Consider the following 20,028-nt stretch of genomic DNA (forward strand, 5'->3'; position numbering starts at 1 on the left):
GGCACCGGCATGATCACGGGGCCATTCGTTCGAATTAGGCACGGAAGCCGGGCAGAGGCCCGGCTTTTTTGATGCCGGACTGGCGGCAGAAGATGTCATGCTACATACTGAAACAAAACGCACCGCAACCATGGAGACGCGCCGCTTGATGAGGCTAGCCATCCGAGGCCGCTCCCGGGCCGCCACAGGCATCCTCCGGCACACCGCCGGCTTCACGCTCATCGAACTGATGATAGCGGTCGCCGTGATTGGCATCCTGGCGGCGATTGCGATACCCAACTACCAGCGGTATGTGCAGAATGCCCGCGTCAGCGACGGGCAGACGAAGCTGATGGAGGTTACGGGACGTCTGGAGCGATGTTATACCGCAACAAATTCCTATGCCAACTGTGTAACCTTGCCTGAGCCGTCCGAGGAGGGCTTCTATAGTATCGATTTTCAAACGGGGCCTTCGTCAGGATCTTATACATTAAGAGCCTCTGCCAACTCGCCAAGTCAAGTTAGGTGTGCATGGCTTGAGGTTACGCAGACCGGCGAACGGGACAGCGATAATGATTGCTGGTAAACCACGAAAAAGTGGTGGCTTTACGCTAATAGAGCTGTTGGTGACCATAGCGGTTGCGGCCATCATGGCCACCATTGCCGTACCGGGATTTCAGAATATGATGGCGAGCAACCGGTTGGCTAGTGACCATAATGAAATACTTGCAGGATTGAACCTGGCTAGAAGTGAGGCCATCAAGCGGCGGCAGGAAGTGGATTTCGAGATTACCACTGGGCCGCCATGGGGTTATGAAATTACCTTAGGCAGCGACTCTGACAGCGACCCTCTACGTGTTCGAAGTGGATCAAGAGGCGACCTCTCGTTTGAAGGCGGTTCGAGTGTGACTTTCAATAGCTTAGGACGTGCGCCCGCTTGCAGTAGTGGGTGTGTACTTAAGATTACTCACTCGGCAGGAAGCAGAGAGATAAATATCAATTCATTCGGCCGTATTGGGCGAGGTTGAAAGTCGTGAACATAAAGTTCAGGAAAAATGGCTTTACGCTGATCGAAGCCTTGATCGCCTTGGTGGTGCTCTCCATCGGGCTGCTGGGCGTCGCGGCCATGCAGCTTAAGGCGTTGCAGAGTGCCCATATGGGCTATCAGCGTGCAGTGGCATCATTGGCTGCGCAGGATGCTGTCGAATGGCTATGGGCCGGGCTGACAGAAGATGCCAATAACAATTATTACTGCCCTGAAGAAGATGTTGTCAACGATGGTGGTTGGCATGATGCTTGGGGTAAGTTTCTTCCAGGGCTTAACGGGTCTCCCGTTAGTTCACCGTCTGCTGACTGTGTTTATCAGATAACAGTCAGTTGGGATGAGGGTCGCTACGAGGATGAAGGAAATCCAGTTTTTTTATATACGGCTCGCCTGTTAGGTACTCCGTCGGGGGGTGAATGATGAGCCCTAGGCAAGAAGGCTTCTCGCTTGTTGAGCTGATGGTGGCCCTTGTTATAGGGCTTATCATTATTCTCGGTGCCGGGCAGCTATTTCTGATGGGATTTCAGAATTTTCAGCAGCTCAGGGTGATAAGCGATAAGCAGGCCGCCTTGACATTTGCATCAGATGTCATGGCAAGGGACGTTAGGCGAGCAGAGTCAGTGGAAATTGGGAGCGGAGGACATGAGCTAGCCGTTGTGGTGGATGGTGAGTCGTATATATATAACTTAGAAGAGTTTAATGGTGGGTGGTCGCTTTACCTGCAGTATGATGGTAATTCAGAGCCTGTCGTCGATGGATTTCAAGACGATGAATCATTTAGCGTGGCAGAAGTGGTCGATATTGATATTGCTCCCGGATTTTTTGAAATCACGTTTAAGCTCGTTGGAGAGGAAGATGATATTGTTTTTCATGTAAGGAATCGCAGAGAGGCAGTCGTCTTCTGATTGTTAGATTTATGTGTTTTGGGAGAAGGTCATGAAAAAGCAACGAGGAGCAGCACTGATTGTTGTTTTGTCGCTATTGACGATGTCGCTGATGCTCGGCCTATCCGGCATGCAGTCTTCGCAGATCGATGAGCGACTGGCGGGTAACTATCGAAGCAGTGCCTTGGCCATGATGGCGGCGGAATTCGGGGCCTCGGAAGCGTGGGCGGGTACCTTGGCTGTCGAGGTGGATAAAACGTCTGATAGTACCTTTGAAAGTGCTCTCGACAGTGAGGTGAGTCTTGGAGATCACCGCCCTGTGGCGGGGAGTGAGGGTGCTCACCCCAACGTCTTTTTTCGTATTCAGATGATGGATGGCGTGGGGCTAGATATACCGTTACGAGCCACGGGGGAGGTTTTTTCAGACAGCGCTAGAACTGATCTTGTAGCATCTCGTGAGATCGAGATTCTGGCTCGCCTGAACGGGCTGGGTGCAGGCAACCTTTCGCCGCTCAATATCGCAGCAACCTTGGAAAATTATAAGGGAATGTCCTCTCAGGCCGGCGTGGAGGGCGAAGAAGAAGTTGATGGCACGCGAAACCCGGCAATATCGGCAGCCAATAAGGAAGAGGCGCAAAAAATAGTTGACGATATTGTCGGCAAGAACGGTGGAAGCAAGTATGTTTTTATCGAGAATGATGACGGTTCGGGCGATGGCACTTTTTATGCGGCCGCGGCAGTTAATCAGGATGGTGACTATACGGGGAATTATTCCACTTGCAATAGTGGTCAGAACAGACTCATCCATGACGGCGTGGCCTGTCAGCACGCCCGGGCCGCGCCCGACTTGCATAGCGCTGATCCGCTACGGGGGAGCCCACTGAGGTGAGAGTGAGAGAGAAGCCATGAGGCTCCCAGTGGGCTCTCCGGTAGCCCCGCCGAAGCGGGACGACNCGCCAAGCATGCTCTCCAGCTCGCTTTCGTTGACGCCGAGCATCTGCAGGATGTTGCGCTGGGCGGCGTTGAGGATGTGCTGGCGCTCCTTCTCGCCGGGCAGGCTCTTGGCGATGGCCACGGCGCCCACCAGGGAGGCGAGAATGGCGCGGGATTTATCGGCGATGACCTCGCGGTCGGGCTCGAAGGGCAGTTTCTTCAGGCGGCTCAAGGCAATAAGCCGGGTCTCCAGCATCTTCCTCATGCTCAGGTAGGAGGCTTCGAATAGGGTGCGGACCTCGGCGTTCTCGTTGCCGATCTCGTTGAAGAGCACCGACTCGGGCCCCGGCTTGTGCTTGCGCTCGAGCTCCTGGAGGTTCCAGCAGTTGGCGACCAGGTCCGTCAGGTGCTTTACCGAGAGCGGCCCCTTGACCAGCCTGGCCGCGCGGCTGCCCTCCAGGGTTTCCCGCACCGAGGCATGGTAGAGCGCTTCCTTCGAGGCGAAGTGTGCGTAGAAGGCGCCGTGGGTCATCTTGGCCAGCTTCATGATCTGGCCGATGGAGACCTTCTCGAAGCCTTTGCGGCTGAACAGCTCGATAGCGGATTTAAGGATGCGCTCCCGCGATTTGGCCTTGTGGTTCGTCGAGTAAGGCATGGCAACCTCTCACTCCGCTGAATATTACCTTGATCATATCAAGCCCAGTGTTAGCGTGGCACAACCCCAGCTGTTCAGGAAATTACCATGCAATCACCGCTCGTCATCACCGGCATGGGCATGATCAGCCCGCTTGGTTCCGGCGTCAAGGCAGGGTGGGAGCGCCTTCTTGCCGGCCGCTCCGGCATCTCTCCGATCAATCGTTTCGATACCGGCGAGCTGCCGATCAAGGTCGCAGGCTCGGTGCCCGACATCGCCGACGACCCGGAAGCCGGCTTCGATCCAGACCGCGTGGCCGACGCCAAGGAGCGTCGCAAGATGGAGCTGTTCAGCCTCTACGCCATGGCCGCCGCCCAAGAGGCGTTGACCCAGGCCAACTGGTTCCCTTCGAGCGAGGCGGACCAACTGGCCACGGCCACCATCGTTGGCTCCGGCATCGGCGGCTTCCCCACCATCACCCAAGCGCAGAGCACCCTGTCGACGCGGGGCCACCGCCGGCTCTCTCCGTTTACCGTGCCGGCCTTCCTCGCCAATCTGGCGGCGGGCAATGTGTCGATTCGCTATGGCTTCCGCGGGCCGCTAGGCTGCCCGGTGACGGCCTGCGCAGCCGGCGTGCAAGCTATCGGCGACGGCATGCGCATGATCCGCAGCGGCGAAGCCGACGTGGCCCTGGTGGGCGGTGCCGAGGCCTGTATCGACCCGCTGTCGCTTGCCAGCTTCCATGCCATGAAGGCGCTCTCCACCGAGCAGGACGATCCCGCCAGGGCGTCGCGGCCCTTCGACCAGGCACGCAACGGCTTCGTCATGGGGGAAGGCGCAGGGCTGCTGGTGATCGAAACCCTGGCCCACGCCGAGGCCCGCGGCGCGACACCGCTGGCCATCCTCAGCGGCTATGGCACCAGCGCCGACGCCTACCATATTTCCGCCGGCCCGGAGGACGGCACCGGTGCCGCGGCGGCCATCCGCCCAGCACTGAAGATGGCGGGGCTTTCACCCGAAGCGATCGACCATATCAATGCCCACGCTACCTCGACACCGGTCGGCGACCGGGCCGAGATCGCGTCGCTGCGCAACGCCTTTGGCGACGCCCTCGCCGGCATCCCGATCACCGCGACCAAATCGGCCACCGGCCACCTGTTAGGCGCCGCCGGCGGCGTGGAGAGCATCTTCTCTACCCTCTCGGTCATGCACGGCCGCCTGCCCCCGACGCTGAACCTGGAGAACCGCGACGAGGAGCTGCACGACCTGGACATCGTCACGGACTCGGCACGCGAGCATCGCACCCAGCACGTGCTGTGCAACGGCTTCGGGTTTGGCGGGGTGAATGCGGCACTGATAGTCAGCAAGGTGTAGTCGTGGGGAAAAGTGGCACTCATTGCAGTGCCACGATGCTCAGAAAGGGCCAAGCTGCCAAGCCCGAGGCTGGAGCGTCAAGAGGCTGACGCACCCACAGGCTCACTGGGAGGAGCGAATACTTTCTTGAAGGTGAAAGCTTCGCTCGTAGGGCCTCGCTCCCTCAGCACACTGAGCTTTGTGGCTGCCTCTTCAATCGACGGAATGTCCCCAGCGGGCACCCACCAAAGCACCATATGGGCCTCACCGAGCTTGTGAAACCACTCTTTCTTTCGGCGCATGATCTCAACGTGGGCCGTTTGATACACGTAGTGATGCAATGCTTCTATCGATTCCCATAACGAAAAATTCACGATGAGGTCAGAGCCGAAAAAGTCGATCCCGGTGGCATCGCCACCTTCGGTCTGCAGCCGCCAGACAAACCCGGGGGACTTTTCTGCCAACGCATTGATCCTGTCCAGATTAGCGACAAAATCAGAAAGCTGCGGCGAATCCAACGGTGCCATCAGATTGGCAATATTGAGCTGGGCAATGTGGTACTGGTTCATCGATTCCTCCCTGATATACGTCACAGTGAGGGGCTGCAGCAGTTAGCTCTCACCGGTGCAAATGGAGTCTTCTTTTGTCATCGTGACGTACTCGTTAGGAATGTTCTCATGCCGGTGGGTCTACCGCAGCGAAATACGCCATTTGGTCCGAATGTGCCTTCATGAAGCACGGCCGAGCCGTGGCACGCATGACATAGCCACGACAGGCCGGGTAGCCCGCCAGGCCATCGAACCGATCGACCAGGCGCAGCACATCCGCCATGGCGATGTCGGCAATGGAAAAGCTGCCGGCCAGCCATTCTCGTCCTGCCAGGACTGCCTCCATGTGCTGTAGCCTGGATGCCAGGAAATTGTTCAGGCTTTTCCGAGCAGGTGTTTCCTCAGTATCGCCAGTGAACTTGAAGATGGACCACGGAAGGGTCGCCATCTCCACGGAGTTGAGCGCCGCGAAAAGCCATACGATAACGTCGCTTCGGCCGCGTGGATCGGCAGGCATCAGCCTTTCACTGCGCTCACCCAGATGCAGCAGAATCGCGCCGCTCTCGAAGATCGAGAGGTCGCCATCGGTCAACCACGGCACCTGGCCGAAGGGCTGATGGGTGAAGTGCACGGCCCCACGCTCACGAAATGGCACGCTCTCGATACGATAGGGCAAGCCGGCCTCTTCCATCGCCCAGCTCAGGCGTAAGTCACGGACAAATCCCCTTGGCGTTTCAGGAACCCAATCGAAGGTGGTCAGGATCAGTTCAGACATTCAGGTTTCCCTCTTGAGAACGACATGGAGAACTCGATCGGTAACTATCCTCTCCACACATTGATAGCCGAGAGCGCGCATGTCGACGCCGGAGAACAAACGCTCCCCTTCGCCGAGCAGAACCGGTGTAATGGCCAAGTGCAGTTCATGAACCAGCTGAGCCCGCAGGTACTGCTGGATCGTTGCCACGCCTCCGCCGAGGCGGACATCCATGCCGTGGGCAGCGTCTTGGGCACGCCCAAGGGCAGCATGAATGCCATCGGCTACGAAGTGAAAGGTCGTTCCGCCTGCCATCTCGATGGGATCGCGAGCATGTTGCGTCAGCACGAAGACAGGCGCGTGGAACGGAGGGCTATCCCCCCACCACCCTTTCCAGCTGTCGTCCCGCCAGGGTCCGCGCTCGGCACCAAACATGTTACGGCCAATGATCCAGGCTCCGATATTCTCGAGGCCACGAGTCACGAAGTCGTCGTCTACACCGGTTTCACCGCCTCCCTCGCCTAGAACGCTTCGACGGAACGTCTCGGTCCGGAACATCCAGTCATGGATCTCCAGGCCACCGATGCCAGTCGGGTTCTCCAGGCTCTGCGCCGGGCCGGCTGCGAACCCGTCAAGCGACAGGCTGAAGCAAGAAACGCGTAGCTGACTCATCGTGATCTCCATGAAATGCGCAACACACGATCAGTCGTCGAACGACCCTAGAGGGTTTCGACACATCGGCTACGCCGCTCCCCTGTCAGTCCGCAACGATCTGGTCCCGCCCGTTCTGCTTGGCCCGGTACAACAGTCTATCCGCCTTCTCGATCAGCGAGGCCTGACCGCCGCCGTCCGCCGGGTTGGCGGTTGTGACCCCCATGCTGACAGTGACGAGGTGGGAAACATCGGACGCTCGGTGAGGGATGGATGCGTCACTGATGGCTGCCCGGCAGCGCTCCGCCACCTGCCGGGCAGATTCCAGGTCCGTCTCGGGCAAGACGAGCGCGAACTCCTCGCCACCGAAACGTGCCAGCAAGTCGCGCGGCCGCAGGATCGACGCGGCGAGGATCTGTGCGACTCGGCGCAGGCAGTCGTCCCCGGCGAGATGGCCGTAGTGGTCGTTGTACTGCTTGAAGCAGTCGATATCCAGCATGATGAATGACAGCGGCTGGCCGCCGCGCTGGGCACTCGCCCACTCTACTTCCAGCACGGAGTCGAGCAAGCGCCGATTGGCCACACCGGTAAGGCCATCCTGATACGAGAGTTCCTGGAGTTCCCGTTGCAGCTGCAGCAGCTTCTCTTCGCTCTTCTTACGCTCGCTGATATCGAACATGAAGCCGACCAGTGCTTCCACCTCGCCCTTATCATTGCGCACCACGTGGACGACATCGCGAATCCACACGTAGTTGCCTTCCGCCGTCAGTGCGCGATAGTCGGCCTCGTGGTCGACACCCGCCTTCGACTGCGCAACGCAGAAGTCCACGACCCAGCTACGATCCTCCGGGTGCATGCGCTCCACCCAGTCGTCGATACCGACCCAACTGCCCTGGGACCACCCCAGCAAGCGCTCGATCTGAGGCCCAATATAGGCGAAACGCAACGTTGCCCAGTCGATTTTCCAGGGGATTGCCTCGGTCGACTCCAGCAGCGTTTTATAAACGGCGGTGTCTATACTCATCTCAGTGGCATCATTAGTCATGGCATCATGGCCCCACAAATCTGGTATGGGCGTCCGTGCAGAATCGAGCCTTGCATCCAGCCGACACTGCGACAGCATGGCTGAAATCAAAGCAACAATACCACCATCATGTTGGGTCACCCAATTGAAAACCGAGCCTAAACCTTCTTATCCAGAGTCTTCGCCATGACCAAATAGCCGAAAGAAGCGGACCATGTGATCATCATGAAACCCACTAACGCTTCCGTGCCGGCAAGGAAGCGTATGTGTCCAGTTGCCGCCAGGTCGCCCCAGCCTACCGTGGTATACGTGGCTGCAGAAAAATAAACACTATCCAAAAAACTAACCGAGGTGTAGCCAGTAATTTCCCCATATCCCTCATGAGTCAATAACCACCAGAACGCTGTACCAAACAGCCATATCTCGGCAACATGGGCTAAAATCAGCACAAACATGACGCCCACGATTATCTTTCTATTGCGAGGTTCATCAGGAAATTTTTGTTGTCGCCTAGCACACCAGCAGCTCAATAGCTGGATCACCTCATAGTGTAAGACAACCACCAGAGCCACGACTGCCGCGGTGATAAGCACGACGTTTATCTCAGGATCAATAGGCAGCAAACAGTAGTTTCCTCAACCAGAGAATGTTGATTCTTCTTCCCATGCACTCACTCAGCGACAACCACTAGCTTGCCGATCCACTGTCGACAAAAAGCAGCGCCCCAAGCCAGACTTGGCCAAGGGCACATTCGCAGTACCAAAGTGGCACCTGATTGACTAAACCGCCACCCCCGCCCTTGCGGCGCGGTGAGCGTGCAGCTTCTTGTAGCTTTCGACCAGGCGCTGGTGCTTCTCCAGGCCTTCGAGCTGCATGTTGGTGGGCGTCAGGCCGTGGAAGCGCACCTCGCCCATCACCGAGCCAACCACGGCGGACATGATCTGCTCGCCGAACATGCGAGTCAGATTGTGGAGGTAGTCTGCGAGCTCCAGCTCGTCATCGAGGAGGATCTCCAGCACCGCGGCCACGGCCTGGTAGAACAGTCCGCGCTCCACGGTGTTGTCGTTGTACTGCTGGAACATCTCGACCCGCTCCAGCGCCTCTTCATGCTGCTGCAGGGCCAGGTTGATCAGCAGCTTCAGCTCGAGGATGGTGAGCTGCCCCCACACGGTGTTCTCGTCGAACTCGATGCCGATCAGGGTGATGATATCCATGTGATCATCGAGCTGGCTCTCCTCCAGACGCTCCAGCAGGCCGGCGAGCTGAGCGTCGTTCAGGGCGTGGAGGTTGAGGATATCCTCGCGGTAATCCAGCGCCATGTTGGTGTTGTCCCAGATCAGATCATCCACCGGGTACACCTCAGAGTAGCCCGGCACCAGGATACGACACACCGGCGCACCCAGATCCTCGTGCACGGCCATGTAGGTCTCCAGGCCCAGCTCCTCGAGAATGCCGAACAGCGTTGCCGCCTCTTCCTCGTTCGTACCGGAGAAGTCCCAGTCGCTGAATTCGACGTCGCTCCTGGCACTAAAGAAGCGCCAGGAAACCAACCCCGAGGAGTCGATGAAATGCTCGACGAAGTTGTTAGGCTCGGCGATGGCCTGCGAGTTGAAGGTCGGCGGCAGGAAATCATTGAGGCCCTCGAAGCTACGGCCCTGCAGCAGCTCGGTGAGGCTGCGCTCCAGCGCCACCTCGAAGCTGGGGTGTGCGCCGAAGGAGGCGAATACCCCGCCGGTGCGCGGGTTCATCAGGGTCACGCACATCACCGGGAACTGCCCACCCAGCGAGGCGTCCTTGACCAGCACTGGGTAGCCCTGCGCCTCCAGCGCCTGGATGCCTTCGAGAATGGCCGGGTAGCGCTCAAGGACATGCATGGGCACGTCCGGCAATGCCAGTTCCTGCTCGAGGATCTCGCGCTTCACCGCCCGCTCGAAGATCTCGGAAAGGCACTGCACCTGGGCTTCCTGCAGCGTGTTACCGGCGCTCATGCCGTTGCTGAGGTAGAGGTTCTCGATCAGGTTGGAGGGGAAGAATACCGTCTCCCCGTCCGACCGGCGTACGAAGGGCAAGGCGACGATGCCGCGCTCACGCTTGCCGGAGTTGGTGTCGATCAGGTGCGAACCGAGCAGCTCGCTCTCCGGGTCGTAGATCTCGCGAGTGTAAGCATCGAGGATGCCCTCGGGCAGCTCGTCGTTGGACCCGGGCTGAAACCACTTCTCGCTGGGGTAGTGAACGAACTCGCTGTTCGCTATTTCCTCGCCGAAGAACTGGTCGTTGTAGAAGAAGTTGCAGCTCAGGCGTTCGATGAACTCGCCAAGTGCCGAACAGAGTGCGCTCTCCTTGGTGGCCCCCTTGCCGTTGGTGAAGCACATGGGCGAGGCGGCATCGCGGATGTGCAGCGACCACACGTGGGGCACGATGTTACGCCAGGAGGCGATCTCGATCTTCATGCCCAGGTCCGCCAGCATGGCCGACATGTTGGCGATGGTCTGCTCCAGCGGCAGGTCCTTGCCCTCGATCCAGGTATAGGCAGCCTCGTCGGGCTTGGCCATCAACAGGGCCTGGGCGTCCTCGTCCAGATTCTCTACCGTCTCGATCTGGAACTCGGGGCCGGTCTGCACCACTTTCTTGACGGTGCAGCGGTCGATGGAGCGCAGGATGCCCTCGCGGTCCTTCTCGGAGATGTCTTCCGGCAGCTCGACCTGGATCTTGAAGATCTGGTTGTAGCGGTTTTCCGGGTCGACGATGTTGTTCTGGGAAAGCCGGATGTTCTCGGTTGGGATGTCGCGCGCCAGGCAGTAGACCCGAACGAAGTAGGCCGCGCACAGCGCGGAGGACGCCAGGAAGTAATCAAAGGGGCTTGGCGCCGAGCCGTCGCCCTTGTAGCGAATGGGCTGGTCGGTGATGACGGTGAAATCGTCAAACTTGGCTTCAAGTCTGAGATTTTCGAGAAAATTGACTTTGATTTCCATTAACAGGGTACCGGGCGTTAAAGCTTGGGAAGAGGGGTGGGCAGGGGTGGTGCGCAGGCTGCTGCCGTATGGGGTGATGGTATCACCTGTCAATCGGCCGCTGAAAGCGAACCCATCAGCCTGGCCTGGCAACGGTAGCCTATCGCCGTCATGCTGAGGGATGCAGAAACGCAACCTGGGCCAGGAGGTACGATGCCAACACTGATCGATTTCAGCGCCGGGGATGAAGCCGCACGCTGGCGCGCCATCAACGACACGGTTATGGGTGGGGGGTCTCAAGGCGCCATGCACGCAGCAGGTGCCCTGGGCATCTTCTCGGGTGAGCTTTCGCTGACCAACGGCGGCGGCTTTGCCTCGGTACGCCGCGAGCCAGAACCCATGCGGCTATCTCGCCACCAAGGCGTGACCGTAGAGGCGCGTGGCGACGGTCGCCAGTATCAGCTGCGCCTTTACAGTAACCAACTGATCGACGGCGCCGCCTATCGTGCCGTTTTTCAGCCCCCGGCCGGTGGGTGGCAGCGCATCGCCCTGCCCTGGAGCATGTTCGAGGCGGTATTTCGTGGTCGCCTGCTCGAGGATGCACCGCCGCTGGCACCTGACGAAATCCAACAGCTCGGCCTGTTGATTGCCGACCGCCGCGACGGGGCCTTCCGGCTGGAAGTGGCGAGTATTGAAACGCTGGAAGCCCGCTAGGCTACCTACCCCACGGCACATCCGGTGGCCGCACCGATGCCATGGCTGCCACCGGTAATCACCAGAACCTCTTTCAATGCGATACCTATAACGTACCCGTCAACACTAGAACGATCACGATTATCAACACCAGCCCGAGCCCCCCGCTGGGGCCGTATCCCCATCCCCTGCTGTGGGGCCATGCAGGTATCGCACGGCGGCCTTCAGCAGTTCGATGATCAGAAAGGCGTTGAGGAACAGCGATGCGCGAGTTGAGAGCTCGCCGGTCTCGCCGATGGCGAAGGTGGCGATGAGGTTACCGCCCATGTAGGCCAGCAACACACCGAGCATGCCGACCTCACGGGCCACTTCTCGGCGAGCGTGCCCAGCCCGACGAGGAGCGCGATGCGGCGAGTCGGCAGGAGGGCCATGACGTTGAGCGACTGCGTCAGGAAGGCTTCAACGCGCTGCTGCTGGACCTGGCATCCAGTGCATCGATTTCGGCCGCGGTCGACGAGACGCTGGGACAGACTGGCGGCCGCCTCGATGCACTGTTCAACAATGGTGCCTACGGCCAGCCGGGTGCGGTGGAAGACCTCTCGCGCGCCGTGCTGCGCGACCAGTTGGAAACCAACCTGCTAGGCACCCACGAACTGACGACGCGAATCATCCCGGTGATGCGGGAGCAAGGTGCCGGCCGCATCGTGCAGAACAGCTCTGTTCTAGGCTTTTCCGCCCTGCCCTACCGTGGCGCCTATGTCTGCTCCAAGTTCGCCCTGGAAGGGCTGACCGACACCCTGCGCCAAGAACTCTACGGCACCGGCATCCACGTCAGCCTGCTGCAGCCTGGCCCCATCGCCAGCCGATTTCGCGAGAACGCCTACCGCGCCTTTCGCGACAACATCAATGCCGCGACCAGCCATCACGCCGTCACCTATTGCGCCCTGGAGGCCCGCCTGGCGGGGGAAGGACCATCGGCCCCCTTCACGCTCGAGGCCGATGCGGTGATTCGCAAGCTGATACATGCCCTGGAAAGCCGGCGGCCCAAGGCCCGTTACCACATCACGGTGCCGACCCACTTGTTTGCAGCTCTGAAGCGTATCCTCTCCACACGTGGCATGGACCGGGTCCTGCTACGAGCGACTCGGAGGGAACGGGAGGTATGAGCGTCTAGCCCGACCAGGCCACTTGCCCGAAAAAGCCTTGCTCATACAATACGTCGCGTGTCGTCAAGCAATCTGAGGGGTCTACCATGTTCAAATCCGTATGGGTGCTGGGACATTTCCGAGGTATTCGGCTTGAAATCCACGTCAGTTGGCTGATCATTTTCGCATTGATCATGGTCAGCATGACCACCGGCCTTCAGCAGCAACATCCGGACTGGACCACCGCGGATGCCGCCCTTACTGCCTTCGTCACGGTACTGATCTTCTTCGCCTCCATACTGGCCCACGAGCTGGGCCATAGCCTGGTGGCAATCCGGCGAGGGGTGCCGGTCACCGCCATTACCCTGTTCATCTTCGGCGGCATGGCGCAAATGAGTCGCGACCCGGAACAGGCCAACGACGAGTTCTGGATCGCTGTGGCCGGACCCGCGGTCAGCTTTGCACTGGCCTTTCTGTTCGGCGTACTGGCTTGGGTGACCGCTGGCTGGTACGAGCCGATTCCTGTGGCGCTCGGCTGGCTGTCCATGATCAACCTGGTCGTGGCCATCTTCAACCTCATCCCCGGATTTCCCCTGGATGGGGGGCGGGTACTTCGCGCCCTGGTCTGGAAAGTCACGGGTAGTACTCAGCGAGGCAACGAGACCGCCATCGCCAGCGGCCGTTTCCTGGCCTATGGGCTATTCGGCCTGTCCCTATGGAATATGCTGGTCATGGGCAACCTGGTCGGCGGGCTGTGGATCATGCTGATTGCCTGGTTCCTGCTCACCATGAACCATGCTCAGAGTCGCATGTACCTCCTTCGAGATCGCCTGGCGGGAGTTCGCGCCCGGGACCTGGCCGACCCCGATGTTCCCTTTGTTGCCGCAGGACAGTCCATCGAGGAGTGGCTGCGCGATCAGGTGCTGGTCTCCGGCCGACGCGCCTTCCTGGTGGGAAGTCCCACCCACGTGCTGGGTCTGGTCTCGCTCAGCGACACGCAACGCCTGCCCCAGGAGCAATGGCCCAGAACCCCCGTAAGCGAGATCATGACGCCGGCTGATGCCCTTCATCATGTCGCACCCGATGACAAGGCCGACGATATCCTGCAACTGATGAACGAGCACAGCCTGAACCAGGTGCCGGTCATGGCGCGGGGACACGCCAGCGGTTGGATCGACCGTCAGCGGTTGCTGCGGATGATCGAGCTTCATCTGGAAGTGAAGCGATGACCGGCGTGCAATCGCAGCCATGGCACCCCACGCGAGGCTGCTTGCCCTCAGGCTCCGGCCTGACCGCTTGAGTGGCTGGCTCGCAGCAGCAGGTTGCGGGGAGTCAGCTCACGATCGCAGAAGATGCCGAGCTCAGCATCGAATCCCGACTCGGTCAGCAGCGTCATGCGGTCCAGTGCCAGCCACACCTCCAGCGGGCGCCGAAACAGATGGCGTACCAGCTCCAGCCGCTTCACCCGACATTGGCGTCGCCACCCGGCTGCCTCGAAGCTCGCCCAGTCAACGTCCGTGGCGTGGGACAGGCCCTTCTGTTGTGCCGCCCAGCGGCAGAAATCGGCAAAATTATCGGGCATGCGCCCATAGGCCAGGCTGGGAACGGGCAAATAAGCATCGATACCACGTACTTGACGCTGCCATTCATCGAAGCCCAGACGCCAGGCATTGGCCCGTTCCCGGCTCCGCTGAACCCCGCCGGGGGCTGTTACGGTCTCCTGGACCGACATCGCCAGGTCTTCCCGGGAGAGCAACAGGTCATGCGCCTCGATCAGGGCTTTGGCGCGGCGGGACAGCGGCCGGTAGACCTCGTCACGGGTGCGCTGGTAGCAGCATGGCGCCAGCGTGACCGAACTACCCGTTTCTGCGGCGAGTTGGAGCAATCTCACATGCAGGTCGCCACAGGCATGCAGTGCCGCGATGTGGGTCTGCGACGACAGCGCCTGCTCCAGCTGAGAGGCCATCACGTCCTGCTGACGCATGTCCACCGCCACACCCTGTCGCTGTGCAAGCTGGCGGCCCTCGTCACACAGGGCGCCCTGCCACTCCAGGGCGGTGACGTCGACGGCATGTCGACGTGCCAGTGTACGAGCAAGGTGCCCCTTGCCGGCACACCACTCCACCAGCGATTCACCGGGCTTTATGCGCAGTTGCTCGACGAAGGCCTCGATCTGCGACCACTTGCGTCCTCCTACATGCTGCCCCCATTCACGGGGAAGCGAGGCAACCGGAGGGGATAAAATCGGCAGGTCAACGAGCGCCTCCAGCTCTGCCACCGGCAGCCACTCCGCAAGCGGCGAGGCATGAAAGGGATTGGCCTGCAGTCGCACCACGTCTTGCTCACTCAAGCCAAGCAGGGTCTCGCCAAGAGCTGCAAAATCGTCGTGCCAGGGCAGGCAACGGTACTGGAAGGGCAGCGGGCGCCACAGCGGCTGCCAGCGGGACAGCAGCTCGGTGAGGCGGGCAAGGAGATGATTAGCCTGAGGGTCGACTCCTTCTTGGCCTGGCACTACCAAAGACTGCCTAGTACTCAATGCGGGAAGCAGTGATATCGAACGTCACGGCGATGTCGACCCCCTCTTCCAGGTTCGGTGGCTCACCCAGGGCCTCCTGCAAGGCCAAGGTGCCCTGCACGCTGCCAGCCACCCGTGCGACGGCTCCCTCCACGGCAAAGGTAGCCAGGGTGAACTGCACATCGCCCCCCTCCGAGGTGTAAACGGGGGGCATGGCCGAGGTGCCGATCAGGTTGAGCACATCATAATTGAGCACCTCCCCGTCCTTTAGCGCCATGCTGATGGAGAGTGAATCCCGGCTTCTCCTCCCGTCGGGGTCGGCGAAGCCAACGATATCGATCAGGTAGTCACCGTCGCCGATATCGGTAAAGGTAGCGCTGGCGTCGTCGTACTGGCTCAGGATAAACCACTCGCGCTCGGTTCCATCGAGCTCACCTTCCAGGCGCTCCGCCATAGCCGATACCGACCAGAACCCGCCGGCCAGTATGGTACTCAGGACCATCGCCCCCCATTGCTTCATGCTTCCCCCTTGCTAGTGCCCAGCCACGCCACCTTTGACCAGCGGACCACGAGCGTAGACGTCTGCGTCTGAATCTCTTCTCAGGGTAACCGGAAAAGCCCCCATGATGCGCTTCTTGTCGAAACAACAATCAAGTCAGTAGATAAGGCTGCAACCATTGGCGGAGCTGTGCCCCCTGCACCAAACCGGGCTGCCGTGCCACTTCCCGGCCGCCACGGAAGACGATCAGGGTGGGGATACTACGTATACCGAAACGACCGACCAGAACCTGATGGGCTTCGGTATCAAGCTTGGCAAACCGCATCCGTGGCTCGAGTTCCCTGGCTGCCTCGGCGAATATCGGTGCCATCGCCTTGCAGGGACCGCACCAACTGGCCCAGAAGTCCACCACGACCGGCATCTCGCTGCGCTCGACAACCGCGCGGAAATTCGCCTCGGTCAGCTCGACTGGCTCTCCGGTAAAGAACCGATTCTTGCAGCTGCCGCATTTCGGCCCATCGGCCAGGCGCGCCTGGCTGACGCGGTTGATAGCGCCACAGCTGGGACAGCCAAGAATGAGTGAAGCGGACATGAAGGGGCTCCTTGATCGCGACATTGACTACAAGATGACGCCACAGCCAACGTCCATCAAGGGTTTACGCCAGGCAGTCGCGCCATTATCTGCGGCGGAATGATAAGGTGACCTGCCAGCCGCCTTGGCGCCATCCACCGGAGGATCGCGAGAAATGAGTAAAGCCTATGTCGTGGGAAACGTCACTATCAAGGATGCCAATAGGTGGGCGCAATACGTCGCCGACGTGCCTGCCACCATCACCCCCTGGGGTGGCGAGCTCATGCTGCGTGGCAAACGGGCTGCCGTGCTGGCGGGCGAGGCGCAGCACAGCAACCTGGTAGTCATCTCCTTTCCCGACCTGGAATCGATACACGGCTGGTACGCCTCTCCCGCCTATCAGGCACTGATTCCACTGCGCGACGCCGCCGCTACGGTCGACCTGGCGGCATACGAGGACTGAGTGGTATCGTCTGCGCTCCACTGATTCCACAGAGACATGACATGTCGCAGAAGATCTACTGCACTGCCAGATTCCTCCCCAAGCCCGGCAAGGAGAAGGCTGTGTTCAAGGCGCTTCAGGCACTCGAGCCCAATAGCCATCGAGAGGATGCCTGTCTGCTCTATACCGTCACCCGCCAGATCGACAGTCCATTTGCCCAGGGTGACAGTTTCCCCATCGTCTTCCATGAGATATGGGCCAACCGTGAAGCCTTTGAGGCGCACTGCCAGCGCCGTGAGATCCAGCAGTTCTTCCGCGATCAGGTCGAGTCACCCGACGGAGATATCGAGGCGGCCAATGTCTGCGTCTATACCGATGAACCGGTCGATTTCGATGCCCCGATTGCTACTCGATGACTGCGCACTACCGCGAAACGGGCAGGAGCTGCGGCTCCCCGCTGTAACTAGGTCAGCCTTCAAGGAGGCCCCATGGGGCGCCTGTTCTCTCTTATCGTGATGATGGGTCTCGCCTATGGCGGACTCTACCTGTATTACGGCGTGGCAATGAAGCAGGCCATCGAGCAGCAGGTCGCCGACCGCGGCCTATCCACCCTGGAGGTGGAGCGTATCGATTATGGCCCTCTGGCACCGCTCACCTCGGAGACCAGGATCTCGGCCACGGTCACCTATCGTGGCGCAGAAGCCACCCTGGACATCCGGGTCCTCGGCCACCCTATCTTTTCGGATGAGATCCGGGTCGAGCTGGACGGGCTGCAGGCACTGCGGTTAAGGATCGGAAGCGGGGAGTGAAGGCACTGGCGAAACCATCCCAGCGGTAGCGCCGGCTGACGTGTGGCCATGATAGAATTGCTCTCCCTTTCAACGGCAAGATGCCAACTTTGGAGATAACGACATGGCCAGGGCAACCGCGCGTCATATTCTGGTAAGCAGCGAAGAGAAGTGTGAGGCCCTCAAGGCGGAGATCGAGGGTGGGCGTGATTTCGCCGAAGTGGCGAAAGAAAACTCATCCTGCCCTTCCGGCGCCCAGGGCGGTGACCTCGGCAGCTTCGGGCCGGGCCAGATGGTTCGCGAGTTCGACGAGGTCGTCTTTTCCGGCGAGCTGAACAAGGTTCACGGCCCGGTCAAGACCCAGTTCGGCTACCATCTGCTGGAAATCACCAGCCGTAGCTGACCCGCAACGGGACAGAAAGAAGCCGCACGTGCCCGTCACGGCGGCTTTTCTCGTTCCATGCCCTGTGCCCGGCGCTATCTCGCGTTACGATGGCCTTCATTGACTCGTTCTCTAACGGAAGCAGGGACATGACCCTATCATTCAGCCAGGAGCCCAAGGCCAGAGCGGATACCGCTGCAAGCCTGGGACAGAGGACAGCTACCGGCTCACCGATGATCCAGGTAGCCCAGCTGGACAAGATCTTCGAGGGTGGCTTTCACGCCTTGAAGAATGTCAGCCTGGAAATCCAGCGCGGCGAGATCTTCGCCCTGCTCGGCCCCAACGGGGCGGGAAAGACCACATTGATCAGTGTGATCTGTGGGCTTGTGCGGGCCAGCAGTGGCAGTGTCAGGGTGGATGGCCACGACAACGTGAGTGACTATCGCCAGGCGCGGGCAATGATCGGCCTGGTGCCGCAGGAGCTGACCAACGAGGCCTTCACCACGGTATGGGATACGGTGAGCTTCAGCCGCGGGCTGTTTGGCAAGCCCAAGAACCCTGCACACATCGAGAATGTCCTGCGCGCCCTGACCCTGTGGGAGAAGCGCGACAACCGCCTGCTTCAGCTCTCCGGCGGCATGAAGCGCCGGGTATTGATCGCCAAGGCCCTTGCCCATGAGCCCAAGGTCCTGTTTCTCGATGAGCCTACCGCCGGTGTCGACGTGGAGCTGCGCCGCGAGATGTGGGAGGTGGTACGCCAATTGCGCGACCAGGGGGTGACCATCATCCTCACCACCCACTATATCGAGGAAGCGGAAGAGATGGCCGACCGTATCGGCGTGATACTGGGTGGCGAGCTGGTGCTGGTGGAAGAGAAAGCGGCGTTGATGCGCCAGCTGGGGCGCAAGGAGCTGACACTGCATCTGGATCAGGCCCTCGATGACGTACCGGCGGCGCTGGCCGGTCACGACCTGGCGCTGATGGAGGACGGCCATGCACTGGTCTACACCTACGACGTGACACAACAGGAGGAAGGTACCGGAATCGCCGGCCTGCTTGCCGACCTGGAAGCCACCGGCATCCGGGTCAAGGACCTGCATACCCGGCAAAGTTCGCTGGAGGAGATTTTCGTCAGCCTGGTCAGGGAGAGAGCATGAACCTGCAGTCCGTCAAGACCATCTATCTGGCCGAGATGGCACGAAGCCTGCGCACCGTTCTGCAGAGCATCGTCTCGCCGGTTGTGTCCACTTCGCTCTACTTCGTGGTTTTTGGCGCCGCCATCGGCTCACGCATCAGCGAAGTGGATGGCGTGAGTTACGGCGCCTTCATCGTGCCCGGGCTGATCATGCTGATGCTGCTGACTCAGAGCGTCTCCACCGCCTCGTTCGGTATCTTCTTTCCACGCTTTTCGGGCTCGATCTACGAAATCCTCTCGGCCCCCATCTCCTACCTGGAGATCGTTCTGGGTTTCGTCGGTGCGGCAGCCACCAAGTCGCTGATACTGGGCCTGATCGTGCTTGGCACGGCACGCCTGTTCGTACCCTTTACCATCCAGTACCCGCTGGTCATGCTGCTCTTCCTGGTGCTCACCGCTATAACTTTCAGCCTGCTCGGCTTCATCATCGGCATCTGGGCCGACGGCTTCGAGAAGCTGCAGCTCGTGCCGCTGCTGGTGGTCACTCCGCTGACCTTCCTCGGCGGCACCTTCTACTCCATCGACATGCTGCCCCCCTTCTGGCAGACGGTGACGCTACTCAACCCGGTGGTCTACCTGGTCAGCGGCTTTCGCTGGAGCTTCTACGGCAGCGGCGATGTCAGCATCTGGGCCAGCATGTTCATGATCGTGGCCTTCCTTGGCGTCTCGCTGGCAGTGGTGAACTGGATATTCAAGACCGGCTATCGGTTGAAGCCTTGAAGGCACGCTGACAAGACGCGACCGCAGCCCAGTCGCTTGAGCACGGGGGTTAGTTCACATTTAGCGAATACCTCCTTAAGGCACTCATCACCGGCCAGGTGGCCGTGGGTATCCTTGAAGCACTTGAAATGGTCGATATTTATCAGCAGGACGCTGACCGGCTCGCGACCGTAGGAGTGTAATCCTGTGTGTCGAATGCGCACAGTAGCGACTGGTAAAACGGGCGACTCGCGTCCATGCTTGATATGCAATGAAGCGGCGCATCCAGGGAACCGGCTCCGCGGACAATAGACAAGAATGATAAACGGAAGGGCTAGCAGTT

General features: G+C 60.0%; 27 protein-coding genes. 15 read left to right on the forward strand and 12 right to left on the reverse strand.

Features of this window, described 5'->3' with window-relative positions; translation table 11 throughout:
- Positions 1 to 97: 97 nt before the first annotated feature.
- Genes LOKO_RS20430 through LOKO_RS00910 form a run of 5 tightly spaced genes read left to right on the forward strand, consistent with a single transcriptional unit; the run spans position 98 to position 2,797 of the window.
- Complete coding sequence (locus LOKO_RS20430; protein WP_083517354.1) at positions 98 to 565, forward strand: type IV pilin protein; 468 nt, start codon at positions 98 to 100, stop codon at positions 563 to 565.
- Complete coding sequence (locus LOKO_RS18475; RefSeq protein WP_083517355.1) at positions 552 to 1,007, forward strand: GspH/FimT family pseudopilin; 456 nt, start codon at positions 552 to 554, stop codon at positions 1,005 to 1,007. Before LOKO_RS20430 ends, LOKO_RS18475 begins: the two co-directional genes overlap by 14 nt.
- A gap of 5 nt (positions 1,008 to 1,012) precedes the next feature.
- A complete protein-coding gene (gene pilV, locus LOKO_RS19995; RefSeq protein WP_235588909.1) occupies positions 1,013 to 1,444 on the forward strand; it encodes a type IV pilus modification protein PilV in 432 nt (143 codons plus the stop codon).
- Positions 1,441 to 1,929 (forward strand): PilW family protein, encoded by a 489-nt coding sequence (locus tag LOKO_RS00905; RefSeq protein WP_083517356.1) that lies wholly within the window; start codon positions 1,441 to 1,443, stop codon positions 1,927 to 1,929. The genes pilV and LOKO_RS00905 overlap by 4 nt, the downstream gene beginning before the upstream one ends.
- Positions 1,930 to 1,960: 31 nt before the next feature.
- On the forward strand, positions 1,961 to 2,797 hold the full coding sequence (locus LOKO_RS00910) for a pilus assembly PilX family protein (protein WP_066443789.1): 837 nt from the start codon (positions 1,961 to 1,963) through the stop codon (positions 2,795 to 2,797).
- On the opposite strand, the gene LOKO_RS00915 is transcribed toward LOKO_RS00910, so the two are convergent.
- Positions 2,774 to 3,496: a TetR/AcrR family transcriptional regulator gene (locus tag LOKO_RS00915; RefSeq protein ID WP_235588910.1), complete on the reverse strand. Its 723-nt coding sequence runs from the start codon at positions 3,494 to 3,496 to the stop codon at positions 2,774 to 2,776. The two genes, LOKO_RS00910 and LOKO_RS00915, sit on opposite strands and share 24 nt — an antisense overlap.
- Before the next feature lie 87 nt (positions 3,497 to 3,583).
- Here LOKO_RS00915 and fabF point away from each other — a divergent pair, with 87 nt between their 5' ends.
- Positions 3,584 to 4,849: a beta-ketoacyl-ACP synthase II gene (gene fabF, locus LOKO_RS00920; protein ID WP_066443791.1), complete on the forward strand. Its 1,266-nt coding sequence runs from the start codon at positions 3,584 to 3,586 to the stop codon at positions 4,847 to 4,849.
- 77 nt (positions 4,850 to 4,926) lie between these two features.
- Here fabF and LOKO_RS00925 read toward each other — a convergent pair whose 3' ends face one another.
- From LOKO_RS00925 to LOKO_RS00950, 6 genes are all read right to left on the reverse strand, one after another.
- Positions 4,927 to 5,397: a DUF3291 domain-containing protein gene (locus LOKO_RS00925; protein WP_066443794.1), complete on the reverse strand. Its 471-nt coding sequence runs from the start codon at positions 5,395 to 5,397 to the stop codon at positions 4,927 to 4,929.
- Between the two features lie 106 nt (positions 5,398 to 5,503).
- Positions 5,504 to 6,151: a glutathione S-transferase family protein gene (locus tag LOKO_RS00930; protein WP_066443795.1), complete on the reverse strand. Its 648-nt coding sequence runs from the start codon at positions 6,149 to 6,151 to the stop codon at positions 5,504 to 5,506.
- Positions 6,152 to 6,802 carry a dihydrofolate reductase family protein gene (locus LOKO_RS00935; protein WP_066443798.1) on the reverse strand — a complete coding sequence of 217 codons (651 nt, stop codon included), beginning with the start codon at positions 6,800 to 6,802 and terminating at the stop codon, positions 6,152 to 6,154. It lies immediately after the preceding gene.
- Between the two features lie 85 nt (positions 6,803 to 6,887).
- On the reverse strand, positions 6,888 to 7,805 hold the full coding sequence (locus LOKO_RS00940) for a GGDEF domain-containing protein (protein ID WP_235588911.1): 918 nt from the start codon (positions 7,803 to 7,805) through the stop codon (positions 6,888 to 6,890).
- A 158-nt stretch (positions 7,806 to 7,963) separates the two neighbouring features.
- A complete protein-coding gene (locus LOKO_RS00945; RefSeq protein ID WP_066443806.1) occupies positions 7,964 to 8,428 on the reverse strand; it encodes an ion channel in 465 nt (154 codons plus the stop codon).
- Between the two features lie 156 nt (positions 8,429 to 8,584).
- The gene (locus LOKO_RS00950; RefSeq protein WP_066443809.1) at positions 8,585 to 10,777 is read right to left on the reverse strand and encodes an OsmC domain/YcaO domain-containing protein; all 2,193 of its coding nucleotides are present in this window, start codon (positions 10,775 to 10,777) and stop codon (positions 8,585 to 8,587) included.
- Positions 10,778 to 10,969: 192 nt separating this feature from the next.
- On the opposite strand from LOKO_RS00950, the gene LOKO_RS00955 reads away from it, so the two are divergent.
- Positions 10,970 to 11,470, forward strand: a complete 501-nt coding sequence (locus LOKO_RS00955; protein ID WP_066443815.1) for a CIA30 family protein — start codon at positions 10,970 to 10,972, stop codon at positions 11,468 to 11,470.
- Between the two features lie 85 nt (positions 11,471 to 11,555).
- Here the strand turns inward: LOKO_RS00955 and LOKO_RS20550 are convergent, their stop codons facing one another.
- The gene (locus LOKO_RS20550) at positions 11,556 to 11,714 is read right to left on the reverse strand and encodes a DUF3309 family protein (protein WP_144439703.1); all 159 of its coding nucleotides are present in this window, start codon (positions 11,712 to 11,714) and stop codon (positions 11,556 to 11,558) included.
- 178 nt (positions 11,715 to 11,892) lie between these two features.
- On the opposite strand from LOKO_RS20550, the gene LOKO_RS00965 reads away from it, so the two are divergent.
- The gene (locus LOKO_RS00965; protein ID WP_066443821.1) at positions 11,893 to 12,615 is read left to right on the forward strand and encodes an SDR family NAD(P)-dependent oxidoreductase; all 723 of its coding nucleotides are present in this window, start codon (positions 11,893 to 11,895) and stop codon (positions 12,613 to 12,615) included.
- An 86-nt stretch (positions 12,616 to 12,701) separates the two neighbouring features.
- Positions 12,702 to 13,823, forward strand: coding sequence for a site-2 protease family protein (locus LOKO_RS00970; RefSeq protein ID WP_066443824.1), 1,122 nt, complete (start codon positions 12,702 to 12,704; stop codon positions 13,821 to 13,823).
- A 47-nt stretch (positions 13,824 to 13,870) separates the two neighbouring features.
- On the opposite strand, the gene LOKO_RS00975 is transcribed toward LOKO_RS00970, so the two are convergent.
- The 3 genes from LOKO_RS00975 to trxC form a co-directional block, all read right to left on the reverse strand.
- Positions 13,871 to 15,106 (reverse strand): methyltransferase, encoded by a 1,236-nt coding sequence (locus tag LOKO_RS00975; protein ID WP_066443827.1) that lies wholly within the window; start codon positions 15,104 to 15,106, stop codon positions 13,871 to 13,873.
- A gap of 13 nt (positions 15,107 to 15,119) precedes the next feature.
- Positions 15,120 to 15,629, reverse strand: coding sequence for a hypothetical protein (locus LOKO_RS00980; RefSeq protein WP_144439585.1), 510 nt, complete (start codon positions 15,627 to 15,629; stop codon positions 15,120 to 15,122).
- A 130-nt stretch (positions 15,630 to 15,759) separates the two neighbouring features.
- Positions 15,760 to 16,200: a thioredoxin TrxC gene (gene trxC / locus LOKO_RS00985; RefSeq protein ID WP_066443835.1), complete on the reverse strand. Its 441-nt coding sequence runs from the start codon at positions 16,198 to 16,200 to the stop codon at positions 15,760 to 15,762.
- 154 nt (positions 16,201 to 16,354) lie between these two features.
- On the opposite strand from trxC, the gene LOKO_RS00990 reads away from it, so the two are divergent.
- The 6 genes from LOKO_RS00990 to LOKO_RS01015 all read left to right on the forward strand — a co-directional run bounded on the left by LOKO_RS00990 (position 16,355) and on the right by LOKO_RS01015 (position 19,706).
- Positions 16,355 to 16,642 (forward strand): DUF1330 domain-containing protein, encoded by a 288-nt coding sequence (locus tag LOKO_RS00990; protein ID WP_066443838.1) that lies wholly within the window; start codon positions 16,355 to 16,357, stop codon positions 16,640 to 16,642.
- 41 nt (positions 16,643 to 16,683) lie between these two features.
- Positions 16,684 to 17,037, forward strand: coding sequence for a putative quinol monooxygenase (locus LOKO_RS00995; RefSeq protein ID WP_066443841.1), 354 nt, complete (start codon positions 16,684 to 16,686; stop codon positions 17,035 to 17,037).
- Between the two features lie 72 nt (positions 17,038 to 17,109).
- On the forward strand, positions 17,110 to 17,430 hold the full coding sequence (locus LOKO_RS01000) for a hypothetical protein (RefSeq protein ID WP_066443851.1): 321 nt from the start codon (positions 17,110 to 17,112) through the stop codon (positions 17,428 to 17,430).
- Between the two features lie 103 nt (positions 17,431 to 17,533).
- The gene (locus tag LOKO_RS01005; RefSeq protein ID WP_066443853.1) at positions 17,534 to 17,812 is read left to right on the forward strand and encodes a peptidylprolyl isomerase; all 279 of its coding nucleotides are present in this window, start codon (positions 17,534 to 17,536) and stop codon (positions 17,810 to 17,812) included.
- Positions 17,813 to 18,024: 212 nt separating this feature from the next.
- Complete coding sequence (locus tag LOKO_RS01010; RefSeq protein ID WP_066452145.1) at positions 18,025 to 18,948, forward strand: ABC transporter ATP-binding protein; 924 nt, start codon at positions 18,025 to 18,027, stop codon at positions 18,946 to 18,948.
- Complete coding sequence (locus LOKO_RS01015) at positions 18,945 to 19,706, forward strand: ABC transporter permease (RefSeq protein ID WP_066443854.1); 762 nt, start codon at positions 18,945 to 18,947, stop codon at positions 19,704 to 19,706. The genes LOKO_RS01010 and LOKO_RS01015 overlap by 4 nt, the downstream gene beginning before the upstream one ends.
- Here the strand turns inward: LOKO_RS01015 and LOKO_RS20555 are convergent.
- Entirely contained in the window at positions 19,688 to 19,909 is a 222-nt protein-coding gene (locus tag LOKO_RS20555; protein ID WP_417935376.1) for a diguanylate cyclase domain-containing protein, read from the reverse strand. The genes LOKO_RS01015 and LOKO_RS20555 overlap by 19 nt on opposite strands.
- Between the last annotated feature and the right edge of the window lie 119 nt (positions 19,910 to 20,028).

This window comes from Halomonas chromatireducens (assembly GCF_001545155.1).
GTDB classification, from domain to species: Bacteria; Pseudomonadota; Gammaproteobacteria; order Pseudomonadales; family Halomonadaceae; genus Halomonas; species Halomonas chromatireducens.

Excerpts from the sequence above, each read along its gene's own strand:
- LOKO_RS20430 (WP_083517354.1), top strand. The coding sequence starts at position 98 with ATGCTACATACTGAAACAAAACGCACCGCAACCATGGAGACGCGCCGC.
- LOKO_RS18475 (WP_083517355.1), top strand. The coding sequence starts at position 552 with ATGATTGCTGGTAAACCACGAAAAAGTGGTGGCTTTACGCTAATAGAG.
- LOKO_RS00905 (WP_083517356.1), top strand. The coding sequence starts at position 1,441 with ATGATGAGCCCTAGGCAAGAAGGCTTCTCGCTTGTTGAGCTGATGGTG.
- LOKO_RS00910 (WP_066443789.1), top strand. The coding sequence starts at position 1,961 with ATGAAAAAGCAACGAGGAGCAGCACTGATTGTTGTTTTGTCGCTATTG.
- fabF (WP_066443791.1), top strand. The coding sequence starts at position 3,584 with ATGCAATCACCGCTCGTCATCACCGGCATGGGCATGATCAGCCCGCTT.
- LOKO_RS00925 (WP_066443794.1), bottom strand. The coding sequence starts at position 5,397 with ATGAACCAGTACCACATTGCCCAGCTCAATATTGCCAATCTGATGGCA.
- LOKO_RS00930 (WP_066443795.1), bottom strand. The coding sequence starts at position 6,151 with ATGTCTGAACTGATCCTGACCACCTTCGATTGGGTTCCTGAAACGCCA.
- LOKO_RS00935 (WP_066443798.1), bottom strand. The coding sequence starts at position 6,802 with ATGAGTCAGCTACGCGTTTCTTGCTTCAGCCTGTCGCTTGACGGGTTC.
- LOKO_RS00940 (WP_235588911.1), bottom strand. The coding sequence starts at position 7,805 with ATGAGTATAGACACCGCCGTTTATAAAACGCTGCTGGAGTCGACCGAG.
- LOKO_RS00950 (WP_066443809.1), bottom strand. The coding sequence starts at position 10,777 with ATGGAAATCAAAGTCAATTTTCTCGAAAATCTCAGACTTGAAGCCAAG.
- LOKO_RS00955 (WP_066443815.1), top strand. The coding sequence starts at position 10,970 with ATGCCAACACTGATCGATTTCAGCGCCGGGGATGAAGCCGCACGCTGG.
- LOKO_RS00970 (WP_066443824.1), top strand. The coding sequence starts at position 12,702 with ATGTTCAAATCCGTATGGGTGCTGGGACATTTCCGAGGTATTCGGCTT.
- LOKO_RS00980 (WP_144439585.1), bottom strand. The coding sequence starts at position 15,629 with ATGAAGCAATGGGGGGCGATGGTCCTGAGTACCATACTGGCCGGCGGG.
- trxC (WP_066443835.1), bottom strand. The coding sequence starts at position 16,200 with ATGTCCGCTTCACTCATTCTTGGCTGTCCCAGCTGTGGCGCTATCAAC.
- LOKO_RS00990 (WP_066443838.1), top strand. The coding sequence starts at position 16,355 with ATGAGTAAAGCCTATGTCGTGGGAAACGTCACTATCAAGGATGCCAAT.
- LOKO_RS00995 (WP_066443841.1), top strand. The coding sequence starts at position 16,684 with ATGTCGCAGAAGATCTACTGCACTGCCAGATTCCTCCCCAAGCCCGGC.
- LOKO_RS01000 (WP_066443851.1), top strand. The coding sequence starts at position 17,110 with ATGGGGCGCCTGTTCTCTCTTATCGTGATGATGGGTCTCGCCTATGGC.
- LOKO_RS01005 (WP_066443853.1), top strand. The coding sequence starts at position 17,534 with ATGGCCAGGGCAACCGCGCGTCATATTCTGGTAAGCAGCGAAGAGAAG.
- LOKO_RS01010 (WP_066452145.1), top strand. The coding sequence starts at position 18,025 with ATGATCCAGGTAGCCCAGCTGGACAAGATCTTCGAGGGTGGCTTTCAC.
- LOKO_RS01015 (WP_066443854.1), top strand. The coding sequence starts at position 18,945 with ATGAACCTGCAGTCCGTCAAGACCATCTATCTGGCCGAGATGGCACGA.